Origin of the sequence: Variovorax sp. SG517 (assembly GCF_013376045.1) — a bacterium.
Lineage (GTDB): Bacteria > Pseudomonadota > Gammaproteobacteria > Burkholderiales > Burkholderiaceae_C > Variovorax.
The window spans coordinates 481,421-507,209 of record NZ_JABMJG010000003.1; the positions used below are offsets into that span (position 1 = coordinate 481,421).

General features: G+C 69.4%; 18 protein-coding genes. 11 read left to right on the forward strand and 7 right to left on the reverse strand.

All coding sequences use genetic code 11. From position 1 onward, the window contains the following. A complete protein-coding gene (locus FHT32_RS11545; RefSeq protein WP_176664758.1) occupies nucleotides 1-813 on the reverse strand; it encodes an alpha/beta fold hydrolase in 813 nt (270 codons plus the stop codon). 420 nt (nucleotides 814-1,233) lie between these two features. Here FHT32_RS11545 and FHT32_RS11550 point away from each other — a divergent pair, with 420 nt between their 5' ends. From FHT32_RS11550 to FHT32_RS11565, 4 genes are all read left to right on the forward strand, one after another. Continuing rightward, on the forward strand, nucleotides 1,234-6,366 hold the full coding sequence (locus FHT32_RS11550) for an AAA family ATPase (protein ID WP_371132165.1): 5,133 nt from the start codon (nucleotides 1,234-1,236) through the stop codon (nucleotides 6,364-6,366). A gap of 41 nt (nucleotides 6,367-6,407) precedes the next feature. Next, the gene (locus FHT32_RS11555) at nucleotides 6,408-7,055 is read left to right on the forward strand and encodes a response regulator transcription factor (protein ID WP_176664759.1); all 648 of its coding nucleotides are present in this window, start codon (nucleotides 6,408-6,410) and stop codon (nucleotides 7,053-7,055) included. Between the two features lie 137 nt (nucleotides 7,056-7,192). Further along, nucleotides 7,193-7,570, forward strand: coding sequence for a response regulator transcription factor (locus FHT32_RS11560; RefSeq protein WP_132797513.1), 378 nt, complete (start codon nucleotides 7,193-7,195; stop codon nucleotides 7,568-7,570). 157 nt (nucleotides 7,571-7,727) lie between these two features. Continuing rightward, nucleotides 7,728-8,816 carry an ATP-binding protein gene (locus FHT32_RS11565; protein ID WP_176664760.1) on the forward strand — a complete coding sequence of 363 codons (1,089 nt, stop codon included), beginning with the start codon at nucleotides 7,728-7,730 and terminating at the stop codon, nucleotides 8,814-8,816. A gap of 40 nt (nucleotides 8,817-8,856) precedes the next feature. Here the strand turns inward: FHT32_RS11565 and FHT32_RS11570 are convergent, their stop codons facing one another. Further along, nucleotides 8,857-10,149, reverse strand: coding sequence for an epoxide hydrolase family protein (locus FHT32_RS11570; protein ID WP_176664761.1), 1,293 nt, complete (start codon nucleotides 10,147-10,149; stop codon nucleotides 8,857-8,859). A 210-nt stretch (nucleotides 10,150-10,359) separates the two neighbouring features. On the opposite strand from FHT32_RS11570, the gene FHT32_RS11575 reads away from it, so the two are divergent. Further along, nucleotides 10,360-13,275 (forward strand): winged helix-turn-helix domain-containing protein, encoded by a 2,916-nt coding sequence (locus FHT32_RS11575; RefSeq protein WP_256098967.1) that lies wholly within the window; start codon nucleotides 10,360-10,362, stop codon nucleotides 13,273-13,275. Nucleotides 13,276-13,412: 137 nt separating this feature from the next. Here the strand turns inward: FHT32_RS11575 and FHT32_RS11580 are convergent, their stop codons facing one another. Next, complete coding sequence (locus FHT32_RS11580) at nucleotides 13,413-13,796, reverse strand: helicase SNF2 (RefSeq protein WP_176664762.1); 384 nt, start codon at nucleotides 13,794-13,796, stop codon at nucleotides 13,413-13,415. A 212-nt stretch (nucleotides 13,797-14,008) separates the two neighbouring features. After that, on the reverse strand, nucleotides 14,009-14,608 hold the full coding sequence (locus tag FHT32_RS11585; protein WP_176664763.1) for a cytochrome P460 family protein: 600 nt from the start codon (nucleotides 14,606-14,608) through the stop codon (nucleotides 14,009-14,011). Nucleotides 14,609-14,967: 359 nt separating this feature from the next. On the opposite strand from FHT32_RS11585, the gene FHT32_RS11590 reads away from it, so the two are divergent. From FHT32_RS11590 to FHT32_RS11600, 3 genes are all read left to right on the forward strand, one after another. Next, nucleotides 14,968-16,284 carry an MFS transporter gene (locus FHT32_RS11590; protein ID WP_176664764.1) on the forward strand — a complete coding sequence of 439 codons (1,317 nt, stop codon included), beginning with the start codon at nucleotides 14,968-14,970 and terminating at the stop codon, nucleotides 16,282-16,284. Nucleotides 16,285-16,308: 24 nt separating this feature from the next. Continuing rightward, nucleotides 16,309-17,736 (forward strand): FAD-binding oxidoreductase, encoded by a 1,428-nt coding sequence (locus FHT32_RS11595; RefSeq protein WP_176664765.1) that lies wholly within the window; start codon nucleotides 16,309-16,311, stop codon nucleotides 17,734-17,736. Between the two features lie 73 nt (nucleotides 17,737-17,809). After that, entirely contained in the window at nucleotides 17,810-18,769 is a 960-nt protein-coding gene (locus tag FHT32_RS11600) for a LysR substrate-binding domain-containing protein (protein WP_176664766.1), read from the forward strand. A 13-nt stretch (nucleotides 18,770-18,782) separates the two neighbouring features. On the opposite strand, the gene FHT32_RS11605 is transcribed toward FHT32_RS11600, so the two are convergent. Further along, a complete protein-coding gene (locus FHT32_RS11605) occupies nucleotides 18,783-19,418 on the reverse strand; it encodes a TetR/AcrR family transcriptional regulator (RefSeq protein WP_371132166.1) in 636 nt (211 codons plus the stop codon). Nucleotides 19,419-19,659: 241 nt separating this feature from the next. Between FHT32_RS11605 and FHT32_RS11610 the strand changes: the two genes are divergently transcribed. Genes FHT32_RS11610 through FHT32_RS11620 form a run of 3 tightly spaced genes read left to right on the forward strand, consistent with a single transcriptional unit; the run spans nucleotide 19,660 to nucleotide 23,191 of the window. Further along, nucleotides 19,660-20,463, forward strand: a complete 804-nt coding sequence (locus FHT32_RS11610) for an SDR family NAD(P)-dependent oxidoreductase (RefSeq protein WP_176664768.1) — start codon at nucleotides 19,660-19,662, stop codon at nucleotides 20,461-20,463. A gap of 33 nt (nucleotides 20,464-20,496) precedes the next feature. Further along, nucleotides 20,497-21,633, forward strand: a complete 1,137-nt coding sequence (locus FHT32_RS11615; protein WP_176664769.1) for a DUF5938 domain-containing protein — start codon at nucleotides 20,497-20,499, stop codon at nucleotides 21,631-21,633. 4 nt (nucleotides 21,634-21,637) lie between these two features. After that, nucleotides 21,638-23,191 carry a long-chain fatty acid--CoA ligase gene (locus FHT32_RS11620; protein WP_176664770.1) on the forward strand — a complete coding sequence of 518 codons (1,554 nt, stop codon included), beginning with the start codon at nucleotides 21,638-21,640 and terminating at the stop codon, nucleotides 23,189-23,191. On the opposite strand, the gene FHT32_RS11625 is transcribed toward FHT32_RS11620, so the two are convergent. Then, nucleotides 23,173-24,786, reverse strand: coding sequence for a class I adenylate-forming enzyme family protein (locus tag FHT32_RS11625; protein ID WP_176664771.1), 1,614 nt, complete (start codon nucleotides 24,784-24,786; stop codon nucleotides 23,173-23,175). The genes FHT32_RS11620 and FHT32_RS11625 overlap by 19 nt on opposite strands. A gap of 99 nt (nucleotides 24,787-24,885) precedes the next feature. Continuing rightward, nucleotides 24,886-25,710 carry a hypothetical protein gene (locus FHT32_RS11630; RefSeq protein WP_176664772.1) on the reverse strand — a complete coding sequence of 275 codons (825 nt, stop codon included), beginning with the start codon at nucleotides 25,708-25,710 and terminating at the stop codon, nucleotides 24,886-24,888. Nucleotides 25,711-25,789: the final 79 nt, after the last annotated feature.

A 25,789-nucleotide genomic window follows, 5' to 3' on the forward strand; every position in this document is an offset into this window, starting at 1 on the left:
TCAGCGCCCGGCCGCCTCGACGATCACCCTGGTCACCGCCTCGGGCTGCGACGTCATCACGACGTGCGAGGCGCCCTTGACCACCACCGTCTTCTGCGCATTGGCGCGCTGCGCCATGAAGGCCATGGCCGCCGGCGGGATGTTCTTGTCGCGATCGCCGTACACGAACCACGACGGCACCGATTTCCATGCCGGAGCCTGCGCCGCCTCGTTCAGCGCCGCCTCGGCGATGGGCCGCTGCCCCACGGCCATCAGACGCGCCTTGGCGAGCGGAACGTCGGCCGCGAACTGCGCGGGGAACTTGTCCTGCTCGATGTACAGGTCCTTGCCGCCATCGGCGAGCGGCACCGCGGGCGCCAGCGTGGGGCCGAGCGTGCTGCCCGGGAACTTGCCCGTGAGGCCGATCGCCGTTTCGCCGGCCTCGGGCGCGAAGGCCGCCACGTAGACCAGCGCCTTCACGTTCGGCTTGCCGTTCGCGGCGGCAGAGATGACCGAGCCGCCGTACGAGTGCCCGACGAGCACCACCGGCCCCTTGACCGAATCGACGACGCTGGCGACGGAGGCTGCGTCGAACGAAGGTCCGCGCAGCGGGTTCGCCGCGGAGATCACGGAATAGTGCCGTGCCTCCAGGCGTTGCACCACGCCGTCCCAGCTCGACGAATCGGCGAAGGCGCCATGCACGAGCACGATCGTCGGCTTGGTGGATGGGGCAGGGGCCGCCGGCTGCGCGAACGAGTGCAGGGGCGCGAGCGCGGCCAGGCCGAGCGTGTGGGCCATCAGGGTCGCGGCGAGACGGCGAGAGAACTTCTTCATGACGATTCTTCCTTGGTTGATTCGGGTGGAACGGGATCGACCTGGGTCGACGGCGCTGAATCTAGGGGCGATGCGAAGGAAGCCGGGGCCGGTCTGTATGCCTGTGTGTCCGAAGGGCGTGACGTGACATTACTTTTCAAGCGGCCCGGCCGGAACCGCCGCGGCGCGCCCGGTTTGCGGTGGCGCATACCCGCGCCTAACAACACCTAACACCAGCCAACGGCCGCAGCGTCCATCTCGCGATCGGCGGAGTTCCAATGGCATCCGCGCCCAGCGCGCCCGGAGACGGGAAGACACAAGAACAACGGCGGACTCGACTCGGTGCCCACGCATTTCGCGGCCCCGGCCGGCCGCAAGAGGCCCACATCCATGCCCATGCAACACCAGGAACTCGCCGGACAAGAAGAGCCAGAGGCGGTCTTGCCAGATGCTCCCGTCGTCGCGCAGCACGGGGCATCGTCGGTGCGATACCGCGACTTTCGCGAACTGGGCGCGGGCACGCCGCGCCTGGAACGCGCACGCGCGCATGGCACAGCCTCTTCGCTCGTGGCCGGGCGCGGCCAGAGCACGCCGGCCATTGCCGCGCTGCTTCAGCGGGAGTACTCGTTGCGCCACGTGCTTCGCGACGAGTGGGCCGCGGTGCCGATCGCGCTGGTGCCTCATGGAGAGAGCTTCCTGCTGATCCTGAAGGACTCCGGCGGCGAGCCGCTTCTGCGCGGTGCGGCGCCGTGTACCGACGCACACACCTTCGTTGCGATCGCGCTGCGCCTCACCGCCGCCGTGGGCGCGATGCATGCGGCCGGCGTGCAGCATCGCGCGCTCACGCCCGGTCGCATGCTGCTCGGCGAAGACGGCCGGGTTTGCCTCACCGGATTCGGCCAGGCCGTCACGGTCGAGGACGAGGACAAGTCCGCGGGCGACGACCAGCTCTCCTGGGACGAGGACAGCTTCAACTACATGGCGCCGGAACTCGGCGCGCGCATGAACCTGCGCGTGGATGGGCGGGCCGACCTCTACGCGCTCGGCTGCATCTTCTACGAGCTGATGACCGGCAGGCTTCCCTTCGAGGGCGCCGATGCCGCCGCGCGCGTGCACGCGCATGCGACCCGGCTCGCGCGCGCACCCGTGGAATTGGTGCCGGGGCTTCCGGAGCAACTCTCGCTGCTGGTCATGAAGCTGCTCGAGAAGACGCCGGAGCTCCGGTATGCGGACGCTGCCGGCGTACTGGCCGACCTGCGGCGCTGCGAGACCCTGCTGTGCCAGCACGGGCGCATTCCCCGGTTTGCGCTCGATGCCTATTCGGCCCTGTGCAAGCCCGGCGGCACCGGCCTCGTGCTGGGGCGCGACGCCGAACTGCAGGCGCTGCTGGCGCTCTACCGCAAGGTTGCGGACAGCGCCGGTTCGGCGGCAGCCTGGATCTCGGGCCCGTCGGGCATCGGCAAATCGACGCTCCTGCGCGAGGTGGTGGCGCGCATGCAGCGCTCGGGCGCGCCGCTGCTGGCTGCGGCCAAGAGCGAGCAAGGGCACCGCGGCAAGCCGTATGCGCTGCTGGTGGAGGTGCTCGATCCGCTGCTGCAGCACGTGATCGGCTGTGCGAACGAGGAGTTCGCGGCCTGGCGCAATCGCATCGCCGCCGCCGCGAGGCCGGTGGAGCGGACCCTGGCGGGCTTGATGCCGGCGCTCGGCGTCATCCTCGGCGCGCCATCGGGGCAGCCAGTTCCCGCCTCCCCGGATGCGGCACCCGCGCTCGAACGCGAGCGCGTGCTGCAGGGCATGGCGCGGCTGATCGCCTGTTTCGCCGTGCCCACGCGTCCGCTCGTGATGCTGCTCGACGACCTGCAATGGGCCGACGTCGAGACCCTGCAGGTGCTTGAGCGCCTGCTGCATCAGCATGACGATGCAGCGCTGCTGCTCGTCGGAACCTTTCGCGACAACGAGGTGGACGTGACCCATCCGCTGCGCGCGGGCCGGCTCGCGGAAGTGCCTCGGGCCGTGCGCATCGAGCTCGGTCCGCTGGACGAGGGCGCCCTGCGCGAGATGATCGCGCTCACGCTGCAGCAGGACGCGAGCGGCGTTGGCGAACTGGCCGAGCTCATCGGCCGGAAGACCGAGCGGAATCCGCTCTTCGCCCGGCACCTGCTCCATCTGCTGGCCGACGACGGCCTGCTTGCCTACGACGCGAAGACCGCTTCGTGGCGCTGGAGCCTGGAACAGCTCGCGTCCCACCCCGGCGCCGACACCGTCGGCGACCTGATGGCGCACCGCTTCGAGCAACTGCCCTCGGCGACGCAGGCGGTACTGCGCCTGATGGCATGCCTAGGCCACCGCACCCCGCACGTGGAGCTTGCGCTCGCGATGGACGTGCAGCCCGGCACCGATGCAGCCTCGCGCCTGCACGCCGCGCTCGACAATGCGCGCGAAGCAGGCAGCATCCAGCGCGAGGGCGATGACTGGGTCTTCTGGCATGACCGCATCCGCGAGGCCGCCTACGCATCGATCCCGCACGGGGAGCGGCCGCGCATGCACCTGCAGATCGTGCGCCGCCAACTCCGGCTTGCGTCCGATCCCGCGCGGATTTTCTCGCTCGCCGCGCAGGCCGGCCTCGCACACCCGGCCGTTGAGGCACCGCAGGAGCGATGCGACTTCGCGCGGCTGAATCTGCGGGCCGGCCGGCAGGCAAAGGCCGCGGCCGCACACCATTCGGCGCTCGGCTTCTTCCGCGCCGCGCTCGCCTTCCTGGGCGAAGCCGACACCAGCGAAGACGGCCTGCACGCGCGCGCTCTCTGCGGTGAGGCCGAGTTCATGACCGGGGCGCTGGAGGCCGCGGAGAGCCGCCTGTCGGCACTGGAGGAGGTCGCGGGGGACGGCATCTTCGGGGCCGATCTCGCGCGCCTGCGTGCGGCGCTGTACACCACGCTCGGCAACTTCGACCGGGCACTCGACGTGGGGCTGGCCTTCCTGCGCAAGTCCGGCATCGTCATGCCGAGGCGGCCCGATGCCGCGGCGGTCGATCGGGAGCATGCGGCGCTGCAGGAATGGATCGACCGGCACGGCATCGGGGCGCTGCGCCAGCTGCCCATCGTGGCAGACCCGCTGCGCCGGGCGATCACCGACATCTTCGCGGACCTCATTCCGCCGGCGCTGTACACCGACCAGAACCTGGTCGACCTGATCCTGCTGCGCATGGTCGGCCTCAACATTGCGCAGGGCCATTCCGACGCGTCGGCGGACGGCTATGCCTGCATGACGCAGGTCTTCGGCGTGCGCTACGGCAACTACGCCGCCGCGCGGGAGTTCGGCGCGCTCGCGCTGCACCTGGTCGACGAGCGCGGCCTCGCGCTGTACCGGGGCAGGGTCTACATGACCTTCGGCACCATGGTGGTCCCGTGGACGCAGCCGGCGCGCGCAGCGCGCGACTACATCCGGCGCGCCTACGACGTGGCCGTGGCGAGCGGCGACCACACCTTCGCGATCTACTGCGGACGCAACCAGGCGACGGGCATGCTGTTCGCCGGCGAGTACCTCGGCGACGTGCGGGACACGGTGGAGCGTGGGCTGGCCATTGCGCGCGATGCCAATTTCCAGCTCGTGATCGAGGCGCTGCTGGCGCAGAAGCTGTTGCTGGCGCAACTGCAGGACGGCACATTCGGCAATCGCGACGAGCAGCCGAGTCCGCCCTGCGAAGGCCAGCCCGCCACGCTGGTGGACTTCGCCTATTGGGTGTACAGGCTGCAGGCGGCGCTGCTCGGTGGCAGGCTGGCGGAGGCAATAGAGGCTCGCCATCGGGCCGAGGCCTGCGCGGCCTCGGGCCGTACCTTCGCCGAGAGCGGCGACCTGCCGTTCTACGGCGCGCTCGCCCTGCTCGCGCTTCCCGCGCGCGATGCCTCCCAGCAGGCCGCGCTGCAGCGGGACGCGAAGCAGCTCCAGGCCTGGAGCCAGGCCTGCCCGGCCAACTTCCTGGCCCGCTTCCAGCTGGTGCGCGCCGAGATGTGCCGCATCGACGGCGATCCGCTCGCGGCGGTGGAGGCCTATGCGCGGGCGGTGTCGCATGCGCGGCGCCACGGCTTCACCCAGGTGGAGGCGTTGGCGGCCGAGCTTGCCGCGGCCTTCCATGCCGGGCGAGGCGACGATCTGTCCGCGCACGGCAACCTGCGCCACGCACGCGGTGCATGGCAGCGCTGGGGCGCCACGGCCAAGGTGCGCCAGCTGCAGGCTTCGCACCCGGGGCTCTTCGAGATCGAGGACCCGCTGCCGAACACGCGGCGGATGCAGGGGCTCGACGCGCAGGCCGTCCTGCGCATCTCGACGGCCCTCGCCGGCGAGATCGTGCCCGTCCGCCTGGTCGAGACGCTGCTTCGCACCGCGCTCGAGAACGCCGGCGCCGAGTCGGGCACGCTGGCGCTGTTCCGGCACGAGGCGTGGCAGGTGCGCGCCCAGGCGCGGGTGCTCGACGGTGCCGTCGTGCTCACGCAGGAGGGCATGTCCTTCGATGCAGGGACGCTGCCGGTCTCCATCGTCCAGGCGGTCGCGCGCAGCCAGCAGCACATCGTGGTGGACGATGCGCGCGAGAGCGCATCGCTCGCGCAGGACGATTACATCCGCCGCCGGCGCCCGCGCTCGATCCTGTGCGTGCCGCTGATGCGCCAGGCGATGCTCGTCGGCGTGCTCTACCTGGAGAACAACCTCGCCTCCCATGTGTTCACGCCCGCCAAGGCCGAGGTGCTGGAGGTGATCGCCTCGCAGGCGGCCTTCGCGCTGGAGAACGCGCGCCTCTACGAGGAACTGGTCGACCAGAACCAGCAGCGCGCGCAGGCGGAGGAGCAGCTGCGGAGCACGCTCGCCGAACTGGAGCGCGCGACCCGTCTGAAGGCGATGGGCGAGCTGGTGGCGTCCATCGTGCACGAGGTCGGCCAGCCGATCGCCGCGGTGGACACCTCGGCCAGCGCCGCGCTGCGCTGGCTCGACCGCAGTCCGCCCGACATCGGCGAGGCCAGGGAGATGCTCACGCACATCAGCAGGAGCGCGCTGCGCGCCCGCACCATCATCCAGGGCCTTCGCGCCAAGGCGCGCAACGCAGAGCCGCAGTTCGCCGCCTTCGACCTGGGCGAAGCGCTGCGCGAGGCCGCTGCGCTGGTCGCCGGGGCGCTCGACACCATGGGTGTCACGCTGGAAATGAAGGGCCTGGACACGCCGCTGGCCGTTCACGGCGACCGCGTGCAGCTGCAGCAGGTGGCCGTCAACCTGTTGATGAACGCAGCCGAGTCGATGGCTTCCCTTGCGCCCGGTCCGCGCCCGCTGTCCATGGCCTGCGCGCAGGGCGACGGCCATGTGCGCATCGTGGTGGAAGACGCGGGCCCGGGCATCGGCCCCGAGGCGGCGCAGCACCTGCTCAAGCCTCTTTTCACCACCAAGCCCAACGGCATGGGCATGGGGCTGGCGATCTGCAAGTCCATCCTCGATGCGCATGGCGGAACGCTCGAGCTGCGGCCGCGCGAGCCCACGGGCATGCGCGCCGTCTTCAGCCTGCCGCGGCCGGCCCCTGGCCATCGATGAAAGCGCAGGCGACCCCGATGCCCTCACCAACCCTTCGTTTCATGCGTCCTTCCGATCCGCCTCCGGTGCCCCTTCGCTGCGTGTTCATCGTCGATGACGACGAGCTCGTGCGCGACGCGCTGTGCAGCCTGCTGCGCTCCATCGACCTGACGGTGCACGCCTTCGCCACGACGGAGGAATTCCTGGCCGCGCCGCGCTCCGGCTGGCCCTCCTGCCTGGTGCTCGACGTGCGCCTGCGCGGCCAGAGCGGCCTTGCCTTCCAGCAAGCGCTGCTGGAGCGCGGCGAGCATCACTTGCCGATCGTGTTCATGACCGGCCACGGCGACATCGCCATGACCGTGAAGGCGATGAAGGCCGGGGCCGTCGATTTCCTGGCGAAGCCCTTCCGCGACCAGGACATGATCGACGCGGTCATCGCCGCGCTGGACCGCGATGCGCGGCGCCTCGAGAGCGCGCGCGTGCTTCAGGCGGCGCGTGCCTGCTGGGAATCGCTCACGCCGCGCGAGTGCGAGGTGGTGCAGCACGTGGCCGGCGGCCTGATGAACAAGCAGATCGCCGATCGCATGGGCATTGCCGAGATCACGGCCAAGATCCACCGCGGCCAGGCGATGCGCAAGATGAACGCGCGCTCGGTCGCCGAGCTGGTGCGCAAGATGGAGGCTCTGGGCGTGGTGGAGAGCGCTTGCTGAACTGGTGCCATACCTATGGATGATGGCGCCGCGCACTGGCGCCGGTATCCTGCAGCTCTGGGCAGGGGCGGGAATGTTCCTGTGCCTTCACCGGAACCCTTCGGGGTAGAGAACGGGCTTCCTCCTTGTCCGCGTCCTTGTCCTTTTCAGCCATCGAACTCGTTTCCATCGTCGACGACGATCCCTTCGTGCGCGCCGCGACAAGCAGTCTCGTGCGCTCGTTCGGATGGGAGGCCCGCGCGTTCGAGTCGGCCGTCGACTTTCTTGCCTCCGACGTTCCGGCGCGTACGCGCTGCCTCGTCTGCGACATTCACATGCCGGCCATGGACGGCATCGCACTGGTCGAGTGCCTCGAGCGCGAAGGACTGCGCCTGCCCGTCATCTTCATCAGCGCCTTGGCCACCGCCCGCACGCGGGAGCGCGTGCAGGCCAGCCCGGCACTCTGCCTGATCGAGAAACCCATCGACGCCGCCGAACTCGAGACCTGGATCGGCCGCGCGCTGGGCCGGGCCTGAGACCCGGGAAGGAGCGCCGGCCGCGCGCCACCCTCGTGCATGAAGAGGGCAAACCTTCGTAGGGGTGCGGCAAACGCTGATGCAATGGTCAGTGCTCCCCCTCGCGTGATGTCATCCCTCCCACGCCGGCCCGTGCGCCGGCAGCAGGAGAAAACCAATGACGAAGAAGTCCCGCGCATCCATCAGTTCCTTCATCTGTTCCTACTTCGGCTCCTTCCACCGGGCGCGCGCATCCGTGGCGTTCGCCGGCGCCGCTTCCAAATCCACCCAGCCTGACCGCCGTTCGCACCGCCTGGCGTTGATCGCGGCACGCGCCCTCGCGCTGGCCACGCTCGGTCAGAACGTCCATGCCGCGACGCTGTCGCCGTTGAGCTGCCCGCTCGACGATAGCCTGCGGTGGATGCTGTGCGTGTCGGTGCTCGTCGGCCTCATGCTGCTCGCCGTCGTCCTCTGGCTGGAGGCGATGGACCACCGCGCGGGGGCGGCGCGCCTGGCTCGCACACTGGAGCAGCACGGCGCCGGCATGCCCGAGCTCGCCGAAAGCGGCCCGCGCGCCATCGTGCGGCTGGCGCGCGCGATCAACAACCTTCGCCGCCGCCAGGCCGAGCGCGACGTAGCGCACCTGGATGTGCAGGCCGCCTATGCGCACGACCTGCGCACGCCGCTGACCCGCATGGGGCTGCGCTGCGAGATGCTGGAAGACGCCTCGCTGCGCGAAGCCATGGAGCGTGATCTCGCCCAGATGCGCGAACTGGTCGAGGCCAGCGTGGCCAGCGCGCGGCTTCAGCGCAGCGTGGCCGAGCCGCTGCAGCGCGTCGATGCCGACGGCCTGCTCGGCAGCCTGATGCGCGACTATCGCGAGGCAGGCAGGGCGATCGCCGTCGACGGCCGCATCGGGCAGCCGGTGATGGCCTGTCCCCTCGCGCTGCGCCGCGTGCTCGCCAACCTGATCGACAACGCGCTGCGCTACGGCAGCGACGTGAGGGTCAGCGCCCGCGTCGATGCGACGAGTCTGGTGCTGGCCGTGGTGGACTCGGGGCCGGGCATCCGGCCGGCGCAGATGGAGGCGGTCTTCGCGCCATGGGTGAGGGCGGAGCAGGCCAGCGTCGAAGGCAAGGCCGGCTCGGGCCTCGGCCTCGCGATCGCCAGGCGCCTGGCCCGCTCGATGCAGGGCGACCTGCAGCTGCAGAACCGCCGCTGCGGAGGGCTCGAGGCACGGCTCACGCTGCCGCTCGTGGTCGCATGAAGCAACCCCTGGCGAACCGACGGGGTTGCTTCTTCCCCGGTCAGCGCAGCGACCTGAAGGCCGCGCGCACTTCCTGGCTGAACAGTGCCGGCTGTTCCCACGCGGCGAAATGACCGCCGGTGTCTACCTCGTTCCAGTAGATCAGGTCGTGGTATGCGCGGTCGGCCCAGGTGCGCGGAGCCTGGTAGATCTCGCCGGGAAACACCGTCACGGCAGCCGGCAGCGAGATGTCGACGGCGTTGAAGTTGTTCGAGTGGTCTTCCCAGTAAATCTGCGCGGCCGAGGTCGCGCTGTTGGTCAGCCAGTACAGCGAGATGTCGTCGAGCATCTCGTCGCGCGGGAGCACCCGTTCGGGCACGCCGCCCGAGTAGGTCCAGGTGGCGAACTTGTCGTAGATCCAGGCGGCCTGGCCCACGGGCGAGTCGGCCAGCGCGTAGCCCAGCGTCTGCGGACGCGTGACCATCATCGCGGAGTAGCCGGAGCTGTTCCTGTAGAAGGCATCCAGCTTGTCGAAGGCCGCGCGTTCCTTGGGCGACAGCCCGGTGGGCGCGGGGCCGCCCGCGGCGAGGATCGACGCGATCTCGGCAGGCACGGTGCCCGGCATATTGACGTGGATCGCCATCAGGCCCGGCACCTTCTGCATCGCCATGCGGTGCGAGATGACCGAGCCGCAGTCACCGCCCTGCGAGACGAACTGCCTGTAGCCCAGGCGCGCCATCAGCACGCCCCAGGCGCGCGCGATGTGGTCGGAGCCCCAGCCGGTGGCCTGCGGCTGGCCCGAGAAGCCGAAGCCGGGCAGCGAGGGCAGCACGAGGTGGAACGCATCCTCCGCGCGGCCACCGTGGGCAGTGGGATCGGTCAGCGGGCCCACGACCTTGAGCAGCTCGAAGATCGAGCCCGGCCATCCGTGCGTCATGATCAGCGGCATCGCGTCGGCGTGCCGCGAGCGGATGTGCGCGAACTGGATGTCGAGCCCGTCGATGGTGGTCACGAACTGCGGAACGGCGTTGAGCCGGGCCTCGCCCTTGCGCCAGTCGTAGTCGGTGGCCCAGTGGCGCACCAGCGAGCGCAGCGTGGCGAGCCGCACGCCCTGCGAGTCGTCCGCGACGGTCTCGGCGCTCGGCCACCGGGTGGCGCCGAGCCGGCGGCGCAGGTCGGCCAGAGCCTCGCGGTCGACGCCGATGCGGAACGGCCGCACCGAGGTATCGTCCGGACCGGAGGCTCCGGGTGGCCGCAGCATGGCGAAGGCGCCGGTAGCCGCCGACGCCGCGCCGAAGGCGATCGACGTGGCCAGGAGGTGGCGGCGCGAGAGGGATGGATGGAGGTTGTTCATGCAGGCATTTCCGTGAAGTTGAAACGCCTCCATTGAAGACAGCGGATGTATCCCGCGTGTGTGAAGAAACAGCCGAATCGCATGCGCAGGTACCTCGGGGGCGGACCGACACACGGCCATACAAATCGGCATGCTGCGACCCTCGGTTATGCTCCGTCCGCCCGCGCTGCCGAGGTGGCCGGCGGGTTCGCCGGGCCGATCGGATCGACCATGTCCGGCCTGGCATCGCGTCGCCTGCGCGGCACGCTGCAGTTCCCCATCTCCATGAGCGACGACAACTCCTTCAAGACCGCCGGCTCCATCTCCTTCGGGCCGTTCACCCTGCGCGTCGCGCAGCGGCTCCTCGAGCGCGACGGCATGCCGGTGGACCTTGGCGGGCGGGCGATGGATGTTCTCCTCGCCCTGGTCGCCAACGCCAACACGATCGTGAGCAAGCGGGAGCTCATGGCGCTAGCCTGGCCCGGCATGGTGGTTTCGGACGGAAGCCTGCGTTACCAGATCGCGATGCTGCGGCAGGCGCTGGGCGACGGGCAGCACGGCGCGCGCTACCTGTCGAACGTGGTCGGCCGCGGCTACTGTTTCGTCGCCCGCATCACACCGGCTGCCGTCGCTCCCGACCTGCCGCCTGAACCCGAGGCGGGCCCTGTCGAACCCGGTCTTCCCGCGCAGCTGGTGGAACTGCTCGGCCGTGCAAAGGACCTGGCCGCGATCCCGGTCCAGTTGGCCAGGACGAGGTTCGTCACCATCGTGGGCTCGGGCGGCGTGGGCAAGACGAGCGTCGCGGTCCGCACGGGGCAGGACATGCTCGGCGAATTCAACGGGGCCGTGGTGTTCGTGGATCTTTCCATGCTGCTGGACCCCGGCCTGGTGCCGAGCGCCATCGCATCGATGCTGGGGCTCTCGGTGCGCTCCGCCGACCCGGTGCCCAGCCTGATCGCCTACCTGCGGGAAAGGCGGATGCTGCTGATACTCGACAACTGCGAGCACGTCATCGCGGCGGCCGCCTCGCTGGCCGAGCGCATCTTCCAGGCGGCGCCGCGCATACACATCCTCGCTACGAGCCGCGAGGCGCTGCGCGTCCAGGGCGAGCACATCCATCTGCTCGATCCGCTGGACAACCCGCCCGACCAGCCCGGGCTAGTGGCGCGCGACATCCTGATGTACCCCGCCACGCGCCTGTTCGTCGACCGGGCCGGCGCCAGCGGCGCCATGCCCGACCTGAACGACGACGACGCGCCCGTCATCGCGAGCATCTGCCGGAAGCTCGATGGCGTCGCACTCGCCATCGAACTCGCGGCTAGGCGCGTCGCCGCCTACGGGCTACAGCAGACGGCCACCCTGCTCGACGAGCGACTGGCGCTTTCGTGGCTCGGGCAGCGCACCGCGCAGCCAAGGCACCAGACCCTGCAGGCCACGCTGGACTGGAGCTACGAACTGCTCGACATGCCGGAGCGCCAGGTGCTGTGCCGGTTGTCGGTCTTCGTGGGCCATTTTTCGCTGGAAGCCGCGCGAGAAGTGGCAACGGACGGCGAGCTGACGCAGGCGCAGGTCGTCGATGCCGTCGCAAGCCTGGCGGAGAAATCGCTGCTCTCCATCCGGCGCTCCGTCGCCTCGACGCAATACCGGCTGCTCGAGAGCACCCGCGCGTATGCGCATTCGAAGGCCGGCGCGGACCTGGCCGATTCGGCGGCGCGGCGCCACGCGATCTACTTCCGCAAGCGGCTGGAGCAGATGGCAGAGCAGGACGACGCCTTCTCCCGCGACACGGCGCGCGCGTCGGATCTCGCGGACCTGGGCAACGTGAGGGCCGCGCTCGCCTGGTGCTTCGATCGCGTCGATTCCAGGGAACTCGGCGTTTCCCTCGTTCTGGCGGCCGTGCCGGCCTTCATGGCGATGTCACTGCTGGCCGAGTGCCACGACTGGTCGAAGCGCGCGCTCGCCGAACTGGGCCCGGCCTTGCTCGGCAGCGCCGCCGAGATGCACCTGCAGGCGGCCGTCGGCCTCTCGCAGATGTTCACTCGCGGCCACAGCGACGAGGTGCGGCACGCGCTCGAACGCAGCCTCCAGGTGGCGGAGGCGCTCGGCGACTCGCGCAGCCAGGTCGAGTTGCTGGGACGGCTGCAGATCTTTCATGAGCGCATCGGGGACTTCGTCGAGTCGCTCAGCCATGCCCGGCGCTGCGCCGCCGTGGCCGCCTCCATCGACGACGCGACGGCGCAGGCGACCGCCAATTCACTGGTGGGCCTCTGCCATCATTTGGTGGGAGACCAGGCCCGCGCGCGGCATTTCCTGGAAGCTGCGATCGCCGGCGCCTCGGTGTCGCGGCAGCGCAGCAGCATCCACGCCGGCTTCGATTTCCACAATCGCGCGTGCATCGCGCTGGCCAGGACCTTGTGGCTGCAGGGGCAGCCCTCGCAGGCCGTGGTCGTCGCCGGGCGCGCGGTCGAGGAGGCCCGGCACCTGAACCACCCCGTGACGCTCTGCATCGCGCTGATATGGGCCGTGTCGGTCTACATGTGGGTAGGTGACCTCGCGCGTGCCGAGCAGGACATCGATCGCTTCATCGCCTATGCGGAATCGCACTCGCTGACGCCGTATCTCGCGGTGGGCCGCGGGGTCAGGGGCGAGCTCGCCATCAAGCGCGGCGACGCCGCACGCGGCGTGAGAGCGATCCAGGATTCTCTGGTCGAGCTGCGTGCGTCGCGCTACGAACTGCTCACCACGTCGTTCAACATCACGCTCGCGGAAGGCCTGAATGCCATGGGCAGGAACTGTGACGCGCTTGAGTTGATGAACGACACGCTCGCGCTGGTGCACGCCAAGGGCGACCTCTACAACCTGCCGGAGCTTCTTCGCGTGAAGGCGCGTGCCCTCTCGGGTGCCGTGCCGCCGAACACCGCGGGCGCGGAGGAGTCGCTGCTCGAAGCGCTGGCAGTCAGCAGGCAGCAGGGCGCCCGCTCGTGGGAACTGCGCGTGGCGATGGACCTGGCGCGCCTTTTGGAAGACGCCGGACGCGGGCAGGAGGGCAGGAACCTGCTGGCCGGCGTGCTTGCCCGCTACACCGAGGGCTTCGAGACTGCGGACCTGCAGGAAGCCGAGCGGCTGTTCGGCGGGTCGATGGATTAGGGAAGGGCGCGGTCCGCCGCCTGCGGCCACGCCGCGCTCTGCGTCGATGAGGCGCGCGCGGCGGGCTGCCGCCGGGAAAAGATCATGGGGTTTCCCGGCGGCGGGAGCGATGGAAGCGGATGCGCATCGGTGGCCGCTTACAGCGTTCCCTCGGTCACGCCGCGGGCCGCCGTTGCGCGTGCCTGCGCACGCACCATCGCGCGGTCGAGCGTGCTGGTGAATGACTGGGGTGCGTCGGCATTGGCGCCATCAGCGTAGATGTTGCCGGCGCGGGCAGCCGCGACGGCTTCGGCACGCGTGTCGGAGCGCTTGGCCAGGGTGGGCAGCGCGGGAGCGACATCTGCCGAAGCGCCTTCGCGGTAGGGATCGGCGCTGTGCGAGGCAACGACGGCCTCGGCCCTGACACCGGCGCGGCTCGCGCTGGAATGGAACTGCAGCACGCCCTGGTATTCCTCGGCGCTCGCGCTCAAGGCGAACAACGAAGAGACGGCAGCGGCGGCGAGGAGTACGGAAGCTTTCATGATGAATCCTTTCGGGTAGGTGATGACGATTCGGAAGACCGGTTGTCAGTCGGATCGCATGGGCTTTTCCGAACTGATGGAGAGATTGTTCGGCTCATGAGGCACCTGGTGATCGGATTGCGTATGCCTCTGTATCCGGGCCGTGTTCGTCAACACTAAATTTCAAAATCGCAGGCACGACCCATCAACTGCACCCCATCGATTGCGACTCGTCAGGGCGCGAGCCGCGTGAACACGTAGTCGTGGTTCTTCACCAGCGACTGATGGCAGGCAAAGCAGGTCTGGTGCTGTGCCAGGTCCGCGGGCTTGCCGTCGATGAAGCGCCCGAAGCCCCAGCCGCCGGTGGCGGCGTATTTCTTCGAATCCTTCACCATCACCTGCACGGTGGTGGCCGCGCCCGGAACGGATGCCGGTGCGAACTCGGGCGACTGCACGTGCCTCCAGGCGAGCTTGACGAGCACGGTTCCGTCGGGAAAGGGCAGCGTGCCCTGGTCGTAGGCCTTGATCGCCTTGGCGTTGCCGAGCACGGCGCGCAATTCATTCAGCGGCTCCGCCTCGATGGCGGGCGCGATCAGCTGCCACTGCCGGTAGCCCTTGGGAATGGTGACGCCGTAGATCGGCGATGCGTCGGGGCCTGCAGCGGCGCTGCGGGTCTCCTTGGCCGCGATGGGCGCGACCGCGAAGGCGGCCAGCGCGCCAGCGAGCGCGAGGAGGCCGAAGCTGGCGAGCCTGGCTGGCGCACCTTGGAGGAAGCGGGGCGATGCCTTCGTTGCGCGAGTGCCGCGAGGCTGATGGGTGTGGGGATGGTTCATGGGTGAGCTGAGTTGGTTGGACAGAGTCGGCATGCCGACGGGACGCGGGCCCGCACCCCGGGGCGCGTCCGATGGTCTGCCGTCTTTTCCTCGTTCCTGCGCCTTGCGTATGCGCATGTATCGCGCCTGGCCGCTCCACACACTGCGTTACGGTGGCCGGCGTGCCACGCGCATCGCTCCGGTGCGTCTTCAGCGCGATGCGCACCGTCTTCGCCACGTGCACCTGCGTCGCGCATCTCGTTGCGAGATACGGCGATCTTCAATCCATATGAATATTGCGTGGAAACCCGCAGCCGCGCGGCGGGTGCGGACCCGACCATCGCCTGCAGTCGAACCAGACGAAGGAAAGCGACGCACCCATGAGCACCAGCACCATCGCGCAGCCCTACGAGGGCCGCTTCGACAGCACCTCCGACGCCGTCTACCGTAAGGTGGGATGGCGGCTGATACCGCTGCTGTTCCTCTGCTACATCGTGGCCTACCTCGACCGCGTGAACGTGGGTTTCGCCAAGCTGCAGATGCAGGGTGACCTGCAGTTCAGCGACGCGGTCTACGGGCTGGGGGCGGGCATCTTCTTCATCGGCTACTTCCTCTTCGAGGTGCCGAGCAACGTGGTGCTGCACCGCGTGGGCGCGCGCCGCTGGATCGCGCGGATCATGATCACCTGGGGCGTGCTGTCGGCGGGCACCATGTTCGTGAACTCGCCCACGTCGTTCTACGTGATCCGCTTCCTGCTCGGCGCGGCCGAAGCGGGCTTCTTCCCCGGCATCATCCTGTACCTCACCTACTGGTACCCGGCCGCGCGGCGCGGCAAGGCCACGTCGCTCTTCCTCGCGGCGATCCCGTTCGCGGGCATCCTCGGCGGCCCGTTCTCGGGCTGGATCCTGCAGGGGATGGGCGGCGTCAACGGCTGGGCCGGCTGGCAGTGGCTGTTCCTGCTGCAGGGCCTGCCGACGGTGGCGCTGGGCCTGGTCGTGTGGCGCTACCTCGACGACCGCGTGAAGGACGTGCGCTGGCTCACGCCCGCCGAGCGCGAACTCATCGCCCGCGAGATCACCGCCGAAGACGCCGGCAAGGCCGAGCCGCGCATCCTGAGCGTGCTGGGCAACGGCCGCGTGTGGCTGCTGGCGCTGGTGTACTTCGCCTACACCTCGGGGCTCTACGGCATCTCGTTCTGGCTGCCCAGCATCATCAAGGCGGCGGGCGTGAAGGGCGCGCTCGACATCGGCCTGCTCAGCGCCATCCCGTGGACCTTCGGCGTGGTCGCGATGTACTTCATGGCCCGCAGCGCCGACCGCCGGCTGGAGTACCGCTGGCACAGCGCGATCGGCGCGGTCGTCGGCGCGGCGGGGCTGGTGCTCAGCGTGGCCTCGCACGGCAACGTGACGCTCGCGATGGCAGGGCTCACGCTGGCCACCATGGGCATCATGTCGACCTTCCCCGTCTTCTGGGGCCTGCCCACGGCCTTTCTCGGCGGTGCGGCGGCGGCCGCGGGCATCGCGCTCATCAATTCGTTCGGCAATCTCTCGGGCTTCAGCGCGCCGTACCTGATCGGGCTCATCAAGGATGCGACGCAGAGCACCGATGCGGGCCTGCACATGCTGGCGGCGCTGCTGGTGATCGGCGCGGTGCTGGTGCTGTTCGTCAGGCCGGCCCGCGCGCTGTCGCAGCGCTGAGCGGCATTCAGTCAGGAGGCTCCCATGGACTCGGTCGTGAATATTCCCGTGCGTTCGAATACGCGGCGCTCCCCGTCGCCGGAACTGCTCGCCTTGCTGCAGGGCAGGTTCGCCGAACGCTTTTCGACGAGCAAGGTGGTGTTGCTGCAGCACGGCACCGACGAATCGACCTACCCGCCTCAGCCGCCCGACGCGGTGGTGTTCGTGCGCAGCACCGAGGACGCGGCCTTCGTGGTGCGTGCCTGCGCGCGCGAGCGAGTGCCGGTCATCGGCTTCGGCGTGGGGTCGTCGGTGGAGGGGCATCTGCTGGCCGTCGAGGGCGGTGTGTGCGTCGACTTCTCGCAGATGGACAAGGTGCTGGCGATCCGGCCCGGCGATCTCACGGCCACCGTGGAGGCAGGCGTCACGCGCGGACAGCTAAACGCGGCGCTGCAGGGCACCGGCTTCTTCTTCTCGGTCGATCCGGGCGCGGATGCGTCCATCGGCGGCATGGTCGCGACGGCCGCCTCGGGCACCAACACCGTCCGCTACGGCACCATGCGCGACAACCTCGTGAGCCTGACGGTCATCACGGCCGAGGGCGAGATCGTGCGCACCGCGTCGCGGGCGCGCAAGAGCTCGGCGGGCTACAACCTCACGCAGCTTTACTGCGGCTCCGAGGGCACGCTGGGGCTGATCACCGAGGCCACTGTGCGCCTGCATCCGCACCCGGAGACGTACGCCGCGGCGGTGGTGCACTTTCCATCGGTGCGCGCGGCGGTCGGCTGCGTGATCGAGTCGATCCAGATGGGCGTGCCGCTGGCGCGCGCGGAGCTGCTGGACGCGCTGACCATCCGCGCCGTGAACGCGCACAGCCGCACCGCGCTGGGCGAGCATCCGACGCTGTTCCTGGAGTTCGGCGGCAGCCAGGGGCAGGTCGACGAGCAGGCGGCGGTGGTGCGCGAGATCGCGGGCGGCCACGGCGGCGGCGACTTGCAGTGGGCAAGGCTGCCGGAGGAGCGCTCGCGCCTGTGGACCCCGCGCCATCACGCCTACTTTGCCTGCCTGCAGCTGAAGGCGGGCTGCCGCAGCCTGAGCACCGATGCCTGCGTGCCGCTGTCCGCGCTCGCGCAGTGCATAGAGGAGACGCAGGCCGACATCGCCGAACACGGCCTGCTCGCGCCGGTGCTGGGCCATGTCGGCGACGGCAATTTCCATTGCCTCGTGCTGGTCGACCCTGGCAGCGCTCAGGAGAACGAGGCGGCCGAGGCCTTCAGCCACCGGCTGGTGCAGCGTGCGCTGCGCCACGGCGGCACGTCGACCGGCGAGCACGGCGTGGGGCTGCACAAGATGAAGTACCTGGTCGATGAGCACGGCGAGCACGGCGTGGCACTGATGCGCGCGGTGAAGAAGGCGCTGGACCCGCACGACATCTTCAACCCCGGGAAGGTCGTCGCTCTGGCCGAGGGCTGAAGAGCAGGCTGGTGTGCGCTCTAGAATTTCCGGCCTCGCCCGCGCCTCGCGGCGAACGGCCGGAGGTCCCTCGATGGAGTTGCGCCAGTTCAAGTACTTCGTTGCCATCGTGGATTGCGGCAGCCTGTCGCGCGCCGCGCAGCAGCTCTTCATCGCGCAGTCGGCCCTGAGCAAGCAGATGGCCGAGCTGGAGGGCGAGCTCGGCACCCAGCTGCTGCTGCGAAGCCGAAACGGCGTGGCGATGACGGAGGCCGGCAAGGTCTTCTACGAATACGCGCAGGGCATCACCAAGCAGGTGCGTGACGCCAGGGCCGCTGTGCATGTCGCGGCCGAGTCGGTGGCGGGGTCGGTGGTCGCGGCGCTGCCGCAGAGCGTGTCGCCCATGGTCGCGCTGCCGCTGATGCGCGCGGCCGCGCGCCGCTATCCCGACGTGGTGCTGCACCTGAACGAGGAACTCACCGGCAACATGGCCGACCAGCTGCTGCGCGGCCGCGTCGACGTGGCGATGTTCTCGCCCGCGATGGCGGCGGAGGACATCCAGTTCACCCCGCTGGTCGAGGAAGACTTCGTGTTCCTCGACGCCCCGCAGAGCCCGCACGCGCTGCCGCCCGGCGACGTGAGCATCGAGCAGGCCATCGCGCGGCCACTGGTGTGGCCCGCCCATGCGCACGGCCACTGCACGCGCTGGCTGGTCGATGCGGTGCTGGAGCAGGCGGGGTACTCCGCGGCACGGGTGGCGGCGGAGATCAACTCGGTCTACACGCTGAAGGCCGCGGTGGAGGCGGGGCTGGGGCCGACCATCATGCCGTTCGGCCTCGCGCAGCGCGAAGTGCAGGAGGGGCGGCTCGTCGCGCACCGCATCGACTGGCCGTCGATGCGCCGCACGCTGGGGCTGTGCGTTTCCGTGCACCTGCCCGTCACCAATGCCAAGCGCGCGGTGTGCACGCTGATCGCCGATGTGGTGCGCGACCTGTGCGAGAGCGGCCAGTGGGCCGGCGCGCGTGCGCTCGCACCGGCGAGGAAGGCGAGCTGAGCTTCTTCGCGCTTCAGGCGCCGCGCGTGCGGGGCGCCGCGGCCTTCGCGGGCGGCGTGAAGAGGCGGCCGATGGCCTCGCGCACGTCGGCCTTCATGTTCTCCACGGCCTTCGCATCGCCCGACATGTGCTTGAGCAGCGCCTGCTGGAAGAGCCCGTCGAACAGCGCATAGGTGGCCGAGGGCGACATGCCGGGCTCTTCGCCCGAGAGCTCGGCGAAGCGGCTCATGATGCGCCAGATCATTTCTTCCAGGCTCTTGTCGATCTGCACGACGTCGGCGCGGAAGGCTTCCTCGAACAGCGCCTGCGAGCGCAGGTCGTACCAGAGGCGGTGCACGTGGCCTTCGTCGCACAGCGTGTCGCCGAGGCTTTGCAGGAAGCCTTCCATCAGTTCGTCGTAGGTCGTGGCGCTTTCCACGGCGTGGTCGTAGCGCGTGACGCAGCGGGCCTTGTACTGCTTCACGCTGCAGATGATCAGGTCGACCTTGTCGCTGAAGTAGTAGTGCAGCACGCCGTGCGAGAACTCGGAGTTCTGCGCGATCTCGCGCAGGCTGGTGCGTGCGTAGCCCAGTGCCGCCAGCGTGGTCAGCGCGGCCTCGCCCAGTTCGGCGCGGCGCTCGGAGAACTTGTCGACCCGCGCCTTGGGCACTCGTTCAGCGTGTTTCTTTACCCGTTGATGTGTCGTCATTGAAAGCCGGGCCGCATGCGTGCCGGCCCCTGTGTTCCTCTTGATCGCAGACCATAGCACGCAAGCGGGAGAACCCGCATCCGGCGCGCCACGGATGCCATTCTAGAAAAACTTGACGAGTGCCAAGAAAAATCTTGACAGTCGTAAAGTCGATTTCTAGCATGGCCGCTCCATCTCACAACATATCCACAGGAGACAAGTGATGGCCAAGTACGACTTGATGGGGCGCAGTGCGCTCGTGACAGGCGGTGCGCGCGGCATTGGCGCGAGCATCGCCGAGGCGCTGGCCGCGGCCGGCGCTTCCGTGATGATCGGCGACGTGCTCGCCGACCTGGGGCGCGAAACCGCCGCCAGGCTGTCCGCCTCGGGGGCGAAGGTGGGCTTCGTCCCGCTCGACGTCACGAGGGACGGCGACTGGGCCTCGGCCGCCGAGACCACGGTGAAGGAGATCGGCGGCTTCGACATCCTCGTCAACAACGCCGGCATCGAGATCACCTCGCTGGTGGTCGACGTGAACGCCGACGACCTGCGCCGCATGCTCGACGTGAACGTGGCCGGCACGCTGCTCGGCATGAAGCACGCGTTCCGCGCGATGCGCCCCGGCGGCAGCGCGGGCAAGGGCGGGGCGGTGGTCAACATCGCCTCGGTCGCCGCGACCATCGCGTTCCCCGCCATTGCCGGCTACTCGGCCACCAAGTCCGCCGTCGACCGCGCCACGCGCGTCGCGGCAATGGAATCCGGCAAGCTGGGCTACGGCGTTCGAGTCAACTGCATCTACCCGGGCCTCGTGCCCACCGACATGGGCATGAAGCTCGCCCATGACATCGTCGCCGCGGGCCTCGCGCCCAGCGTGGAAGCGGCCGTGGGCGACGTGGTCGGCCAGACGCCGCTCGGGCGCCTCGGCGAAGTCGGCGACATGGCCGACGTGGTGGTCTTCCTCTGCTCCGACGCGGCCCGGTTCATCACCGGCGCCGGCATCGCGGTGGACGGCGGCATGGGCATGTAGTCGCGCAGGCGAGCAACAGCAAGGAGACACAGCATGAGCAGCAGCAAGAAGAAACCCGTCGTCGTCTACGGCGCCTCTGGCTACACGGGCCGCCTGGTGTGCGAATACCTGCGCGAGTACAACATCCCCTTCGTCGCCGCGGGACGCAGCGCGCAGAAGGTCGAAGCGGCGATGAAGTCGAACGTGCCCGGCATCGAGACCGCGAACTACGAGGTGGTGGAAGTGGCGCATTCGGTGGGTGCGCTCACCGAGCTTTTCACCGGCGCCTCGGTGGTGCTGAACACGGTGGGGCCCTTCGCCCGCTTCGGCCACGAGGTGGTCGATGCCTGCCTGGCGGCGGGCTGCCACTACACCGACACCACCGGCGAGCAGGACTGGCTCATCACGCTCGACCAGAAGTACGGCGCCAGGTTCGCCGCCGCGGGCCTGCTGCTGTCGCCGGGCCTGGCCCACATGTACACCACCGGCGAGATCGCCGCGCAGCTGTGCCTGGAGACGCCCGGCCTCGACACGCTCGACATCGCCGTGTTCTGGGGCGGCAGCCCGACCATCGCGTCCACCCAGACCATCCTGGTGAATGCGGCCACCTCCAAGGCCTACTACCTGGAGCAGAACGAATACGTCGAGTGGCAGCCCGACGCGGGCCTGTACCACCTCTCGATTCCCGGCCAGCACGAGGCCGCGCTGGCGCTGCCCTGGGGCGGCACCTCGCACCCGGTGTGGTTCAAGCGCGATCCGCGCGTGGCCAACGTGAAGGTGCTCGGCGGCGTCTTCAACAAGGCGCTGATGCAGGGCGTACCGCAGATCGTGGCTGCCGCGCTCAAGGCCACCGAGGGCATGAACGACGACGACCGCTATGCCGCGCTGGCCCAGACCGCATCGGGCGTGATGAACACCATGCCGCCACGCGAGAACCCGCGCATCAACAAGTCGGTCGACTCGGTGCATGCCTCCGGTCCGCTGGGCCGCGTGCACTGCGTGATCTTCGGCAACTGCAACTACAAGCAGACCGGCCTGCTGCAGGCCTACGCGGCCGCCTCGCTGCTGCAGCAGCCGCCGCGGCGCGCCGGCTTCGCTTCGGGCTGCCAGGCCTTCGGTCACCGCGAGCTGCTGGGTGCGCTGCGCGGTTTCGGGCTGGTGCAGGAGCCCGTGATTACCCGGATGGGCTGATCCCATGCGCCTGGTCGACTACCTCGACAAGGGCGCCCAGCTCGGCGCCCATTCGCCCTGCCTGACCATGGGCGCCAGCAGCCTGAGCTATGCCCAGGTGCAGCGCATCAGCTGGCGCGTGGCGCGGGGCCTGCAGCGCGCCGGCATCCGGCCCGGCGACAAGGTGGCGGTGCTGTCGAGCAACGACGCGACGGCCTTCGCCACCGTGTTCGGCATCTCGCGCGCGGGCTGCGTGTGGTGCCCGATCAATCCGCGCAACGAGGCGAGCGAGAACGCCTACGTGCTCGACGCCTTCGACTGCGCCTGCCTGGTCTTCCACGGCAACTACGCGGCCATGGTCGAGCAGATGCGGTCGCAGCTGCCCAAGCTGCAGGCGCTGGTGTGCCTCGACCAGCGGCAGGCCTTCGCGCCGTCGCTGGACGACTGGCTCGAGGGCCTGGACGATTCGCCTTTCGACATCGCACCGCCCGACGACCTCGCGATGATCGCCGGCACCGGCGGCACCACCGGCCAGCCCAAGGGCGTGATGCTGTCGGGGCGCAATCTCGAGGCGATGTCGGCGCTGACGCTGATGGGCTATCCCTTCGAGGGGCGGCCGGTCTACCTCGCGCTGGCACCCCTCACGCATGCCGCCGGCGTGCTGTGCCTGCCGGTGATGGCGCTGGGCGGGCAGGTCGTGATCATGCCCAGGCCCGATCTCGGCGAGTTCCTGGGCCTCATCGAGGAACATCGCGTCACCCACACCTTCCTGCCGCCCACGCTGATCTACATGCTGCTGCAGCATCCGCAGCTCGCGCAGACCAGGCTCGATTCGCTGCAGTGCTTCTGGTACGGCGCCGCGCCCATGTCGGCCGCACGGCTCGAAGAGGCGCTGCAGAAGATCGGCCCCGTCATGGCGCAGCTCTTCGGCCAGACGGAGGCGCCGATGATGATCTCGATGATGTCGCCGCGCGAGCACTTCAACGCCGACGGCACCATCGCGCGCCACCGGCTGTCTTCGGCGGGCAGGCCGGGTCCGCTGGTGCAGGTCGGCGTGATGAACGGCGACGGCGTGCTGCTGCCCACGGGCGAGAGCGGCGAGATCGTGGTGCGCGGCTCGCTCGTGATGCTCGGCTACTACAAGAACCCGGGCGCCACCGAAGAGGCTTCGCGCCATGGCTGGCACCACACGGGCGACATCGGCTACCTCGATGCGGACGGCTTCCTCTACATCGTCGACCGCGCCAAGGACATGATCATCTCGGGCGGCTTCAACGTCTATTCGGCCGAGGTCGAGCAGGCGCTGCTGCAGCACCCCGACGTGCAGGACAGCGCGGTCGTCGGCCTGCCCGACGAGAAGTGGGGCGAGCGCGTGGTGGCCGTGCTGCAGCTGCACGAAGGCAGGCAGGTGGACGCGGAGGAAATCAAGGCCTTCGTCAAGGCGCGCATCGGCAGCGTGAAGGCGCCCAAGCAGATCGAGGTGTGGCTCGACCTGCCGCGCTCCAGGGTGGGCAAGGTGTTGAAGAAGGAAGTGCGCGCGACGCTGCTGCAGCGCGCGGATCAGCCGCCGCGCTCGTAGTGGTCGTGGTGCGCCCGGCGCAGCTCGAACTTCTGGATTTTGCCGGTCGATGTCATCGGCAGCGCCGGCAGGAAGATGATTTTCTTCGGCACCTCGAAGCCGCCCAGGTGCTCCCTGCAGTGCGCGGCGAGCGCGTTCTCGTCGAAGTCCGCCGGCGCGTCGTGCCTGCGCGTGACGAAGGCGGTGATGGCCTCGCCCCAGCGCTCGTGCGGCAGGCCCACCACCGCGGCGTTGAGCACGGCGGGGTGCCGCAGCAGCACCTCCTCGACCTTGATCGAGGGCACGTTCTCGCCGCCCGACTTGACCATGTCCTTGAGCCGGTCGAGAAAGATCAGCTGGCCGTCGGCGTCGAGCTTGCCCAGGTCGCCCGAGTGGTGCCAGCCGAAGCGCTGCGCGTTAGCGGTGGCCTCGGGGTCGTTGTAGTAGCCGAGCATCACGTTGGGGCCGCGGAAGACGATCTCGCCGACCTGCTCGGGGCCCAGCAGTTCGCCGTCGTCGCCCATCACCGCGACCTCGTTCACCAGCGTGCCCACGCCCCAGTAGGAGCCGAAGCGCCTGCGCTGCTCATGCGCCTCGAAGATGGTGGCGCCGGGGTACATCTCGGTCTGGCCCGAGACGAGCGCGAAGTTCGGGCAGAACTCGTCGAGCAGGCGCAGCAGCAGCGTGCGCGACATCGGCGCCATCGCATACACGCAAAGCCGCAGGCTCGAGATGTCCCGCGCGGCGCGCTGCGGATGTGCGAGCAGCGCGCCGTACATCATCGGCAGGCCGACCATCACCGTGATGCGGTGCCGCTCGATGGCCGCGAGCACCGCGCCGGGGTCGAAGCCGCGCAGCACCACGAGCGAGCCGCCCACCGCCAGCGCCGACATCAGCACCGTGTGCTGGCCGCAGTGGAAGAGCGGCAGCACGCTGCTCCACACGTCGGCGCGCTCGGGGCTGCTGCCCCATTCGACCATGTTGCTCAGCAGCACCGAATGCACCGAGGCGTGCGAATGCATCACGCCCTTCTGGCGGCCGGTGGTGCCGCTGGTGTACATGATGAGAGCGAGTTGCGCGCTGTCGATGGGCACCTCGGGCAAGGTCGTCGGGCCCTGCGCGATGGCTTGCGGCACCGTGGGCACGTCCTGCGGCGGCGTGTCGCCGTCGAGCACGCAGAGGATGGGTGCCACGCTCTTCGCGTGCAGCAGCTCGCGCAGCTCGGGCCGGGCGTGCAGCGCGGTGTCGATCACGATGTGTCGCACCTCGGCATGACCGAGGATGTAGCCGATGGCATCGACGGCCAGTGCGGTGTTGATCGGCACCCACACCAGCCCCGCCTTCTGGATGCCCAGCATGGCGACCACCATCTGGATCGAGTTGTTGCACAGCATGCCCACGCGGTCGCCGAGCGCGAGGCCCAGCCCCAGCAGGTGGTGCGCGAAGCGGTTGGAGGCGGCGTCGAGTTCGCCGTAGGTGATGCGGTGCTCGCCTTCGACGAGCGCCGTGCGTGCGCCGAAGCGGCGTGCGCTGCGATGGATCACGTCGCCGAGCGCGATGCGCGAGATGCGCGAATGGAACTGCGGCGGCACAGGGCCGTTGGCGGCTGCGGGCATGCTCTTCGTCTCCGTTCTTCGATGGTGGGCGCAGCCTAAGGCCGTGCGCCGTACCGCGTCTTGCGAAGACTGGCTGCCGCCCGCAGCCGGGGCACGCTGCTAGAAGCGCGCCTTGAGGAAGGCCGACGGCCCCTGCAGCCTGACCTTCAGGCGCGAGTCGGCGAAATCGTTCTCGCGCGTCAGGTCGATGTTGGTCACGCCATAGGCCAGCACCACGCCCACGTTCTTCACCGGGAACCACTCCACGCCGGCGGAGGCGTTGTAGATGTTGCCGTGGAAGCGGCCGCTGCTCTTCCACACGCCCGAGGCGTCGGCGAACAGGCGCAGGTCGGGCGTGATGGCATGGCGCACGCCTATTTCGAGCAGCGGCGCCACGGTGCTGCCGCTGGAGCTTTCGCTCAGCGTGCCGACCTGGCCGTTCACCGATGCCAGCGCGGTGGTGCCCAGCGTCGCACGGTAGTAGGCGGCGCCTGCGCCGAGGCCCAGCACGGTGTTGCCCGAGCCTATCCACCATTTGTAGGAGAGCTTGGCGAAGTCGAGCTTGGTGCTGATGTTCGCGTTGCCGAAGGTGTTGAGCGTGCCGAAGGGGCCCAGCGAGGTGGAGCTGTCAACGCCGCCCGAGTATTCGCGCTTGTAGCGGTAGTAGTCGAACGAGATGCCCTGGCTGTCGCCCAGCAGCACGTCTGCCGAGATGCGCGGCATGGTGACGCGGCCCGGCTTGACGTCGCCCGTCTGCAGCGCGCCGTAGGCCGTGCCGAAGGAGGCGTTGAGCTTCGGATCGGCGCTGAAGCCGCCGACCGAGAGGCTGAAGCGGTCGAGTGCGGGCGAGGGGTCGGCAAAAGCCGGCGAGGCGGAAAGCAGGAGGCCGGCGACGACCATGGCAGGCCGGCCGGAAGGACGTGAGCGAAAGCGCGTGAGCAGCATGAAGCAGATCCTTGATGACCCGAAAGACGAATGCCGCGGGCACCTCGTGAAGCGGACGCGAACGCTGCGTCCTGTGCGG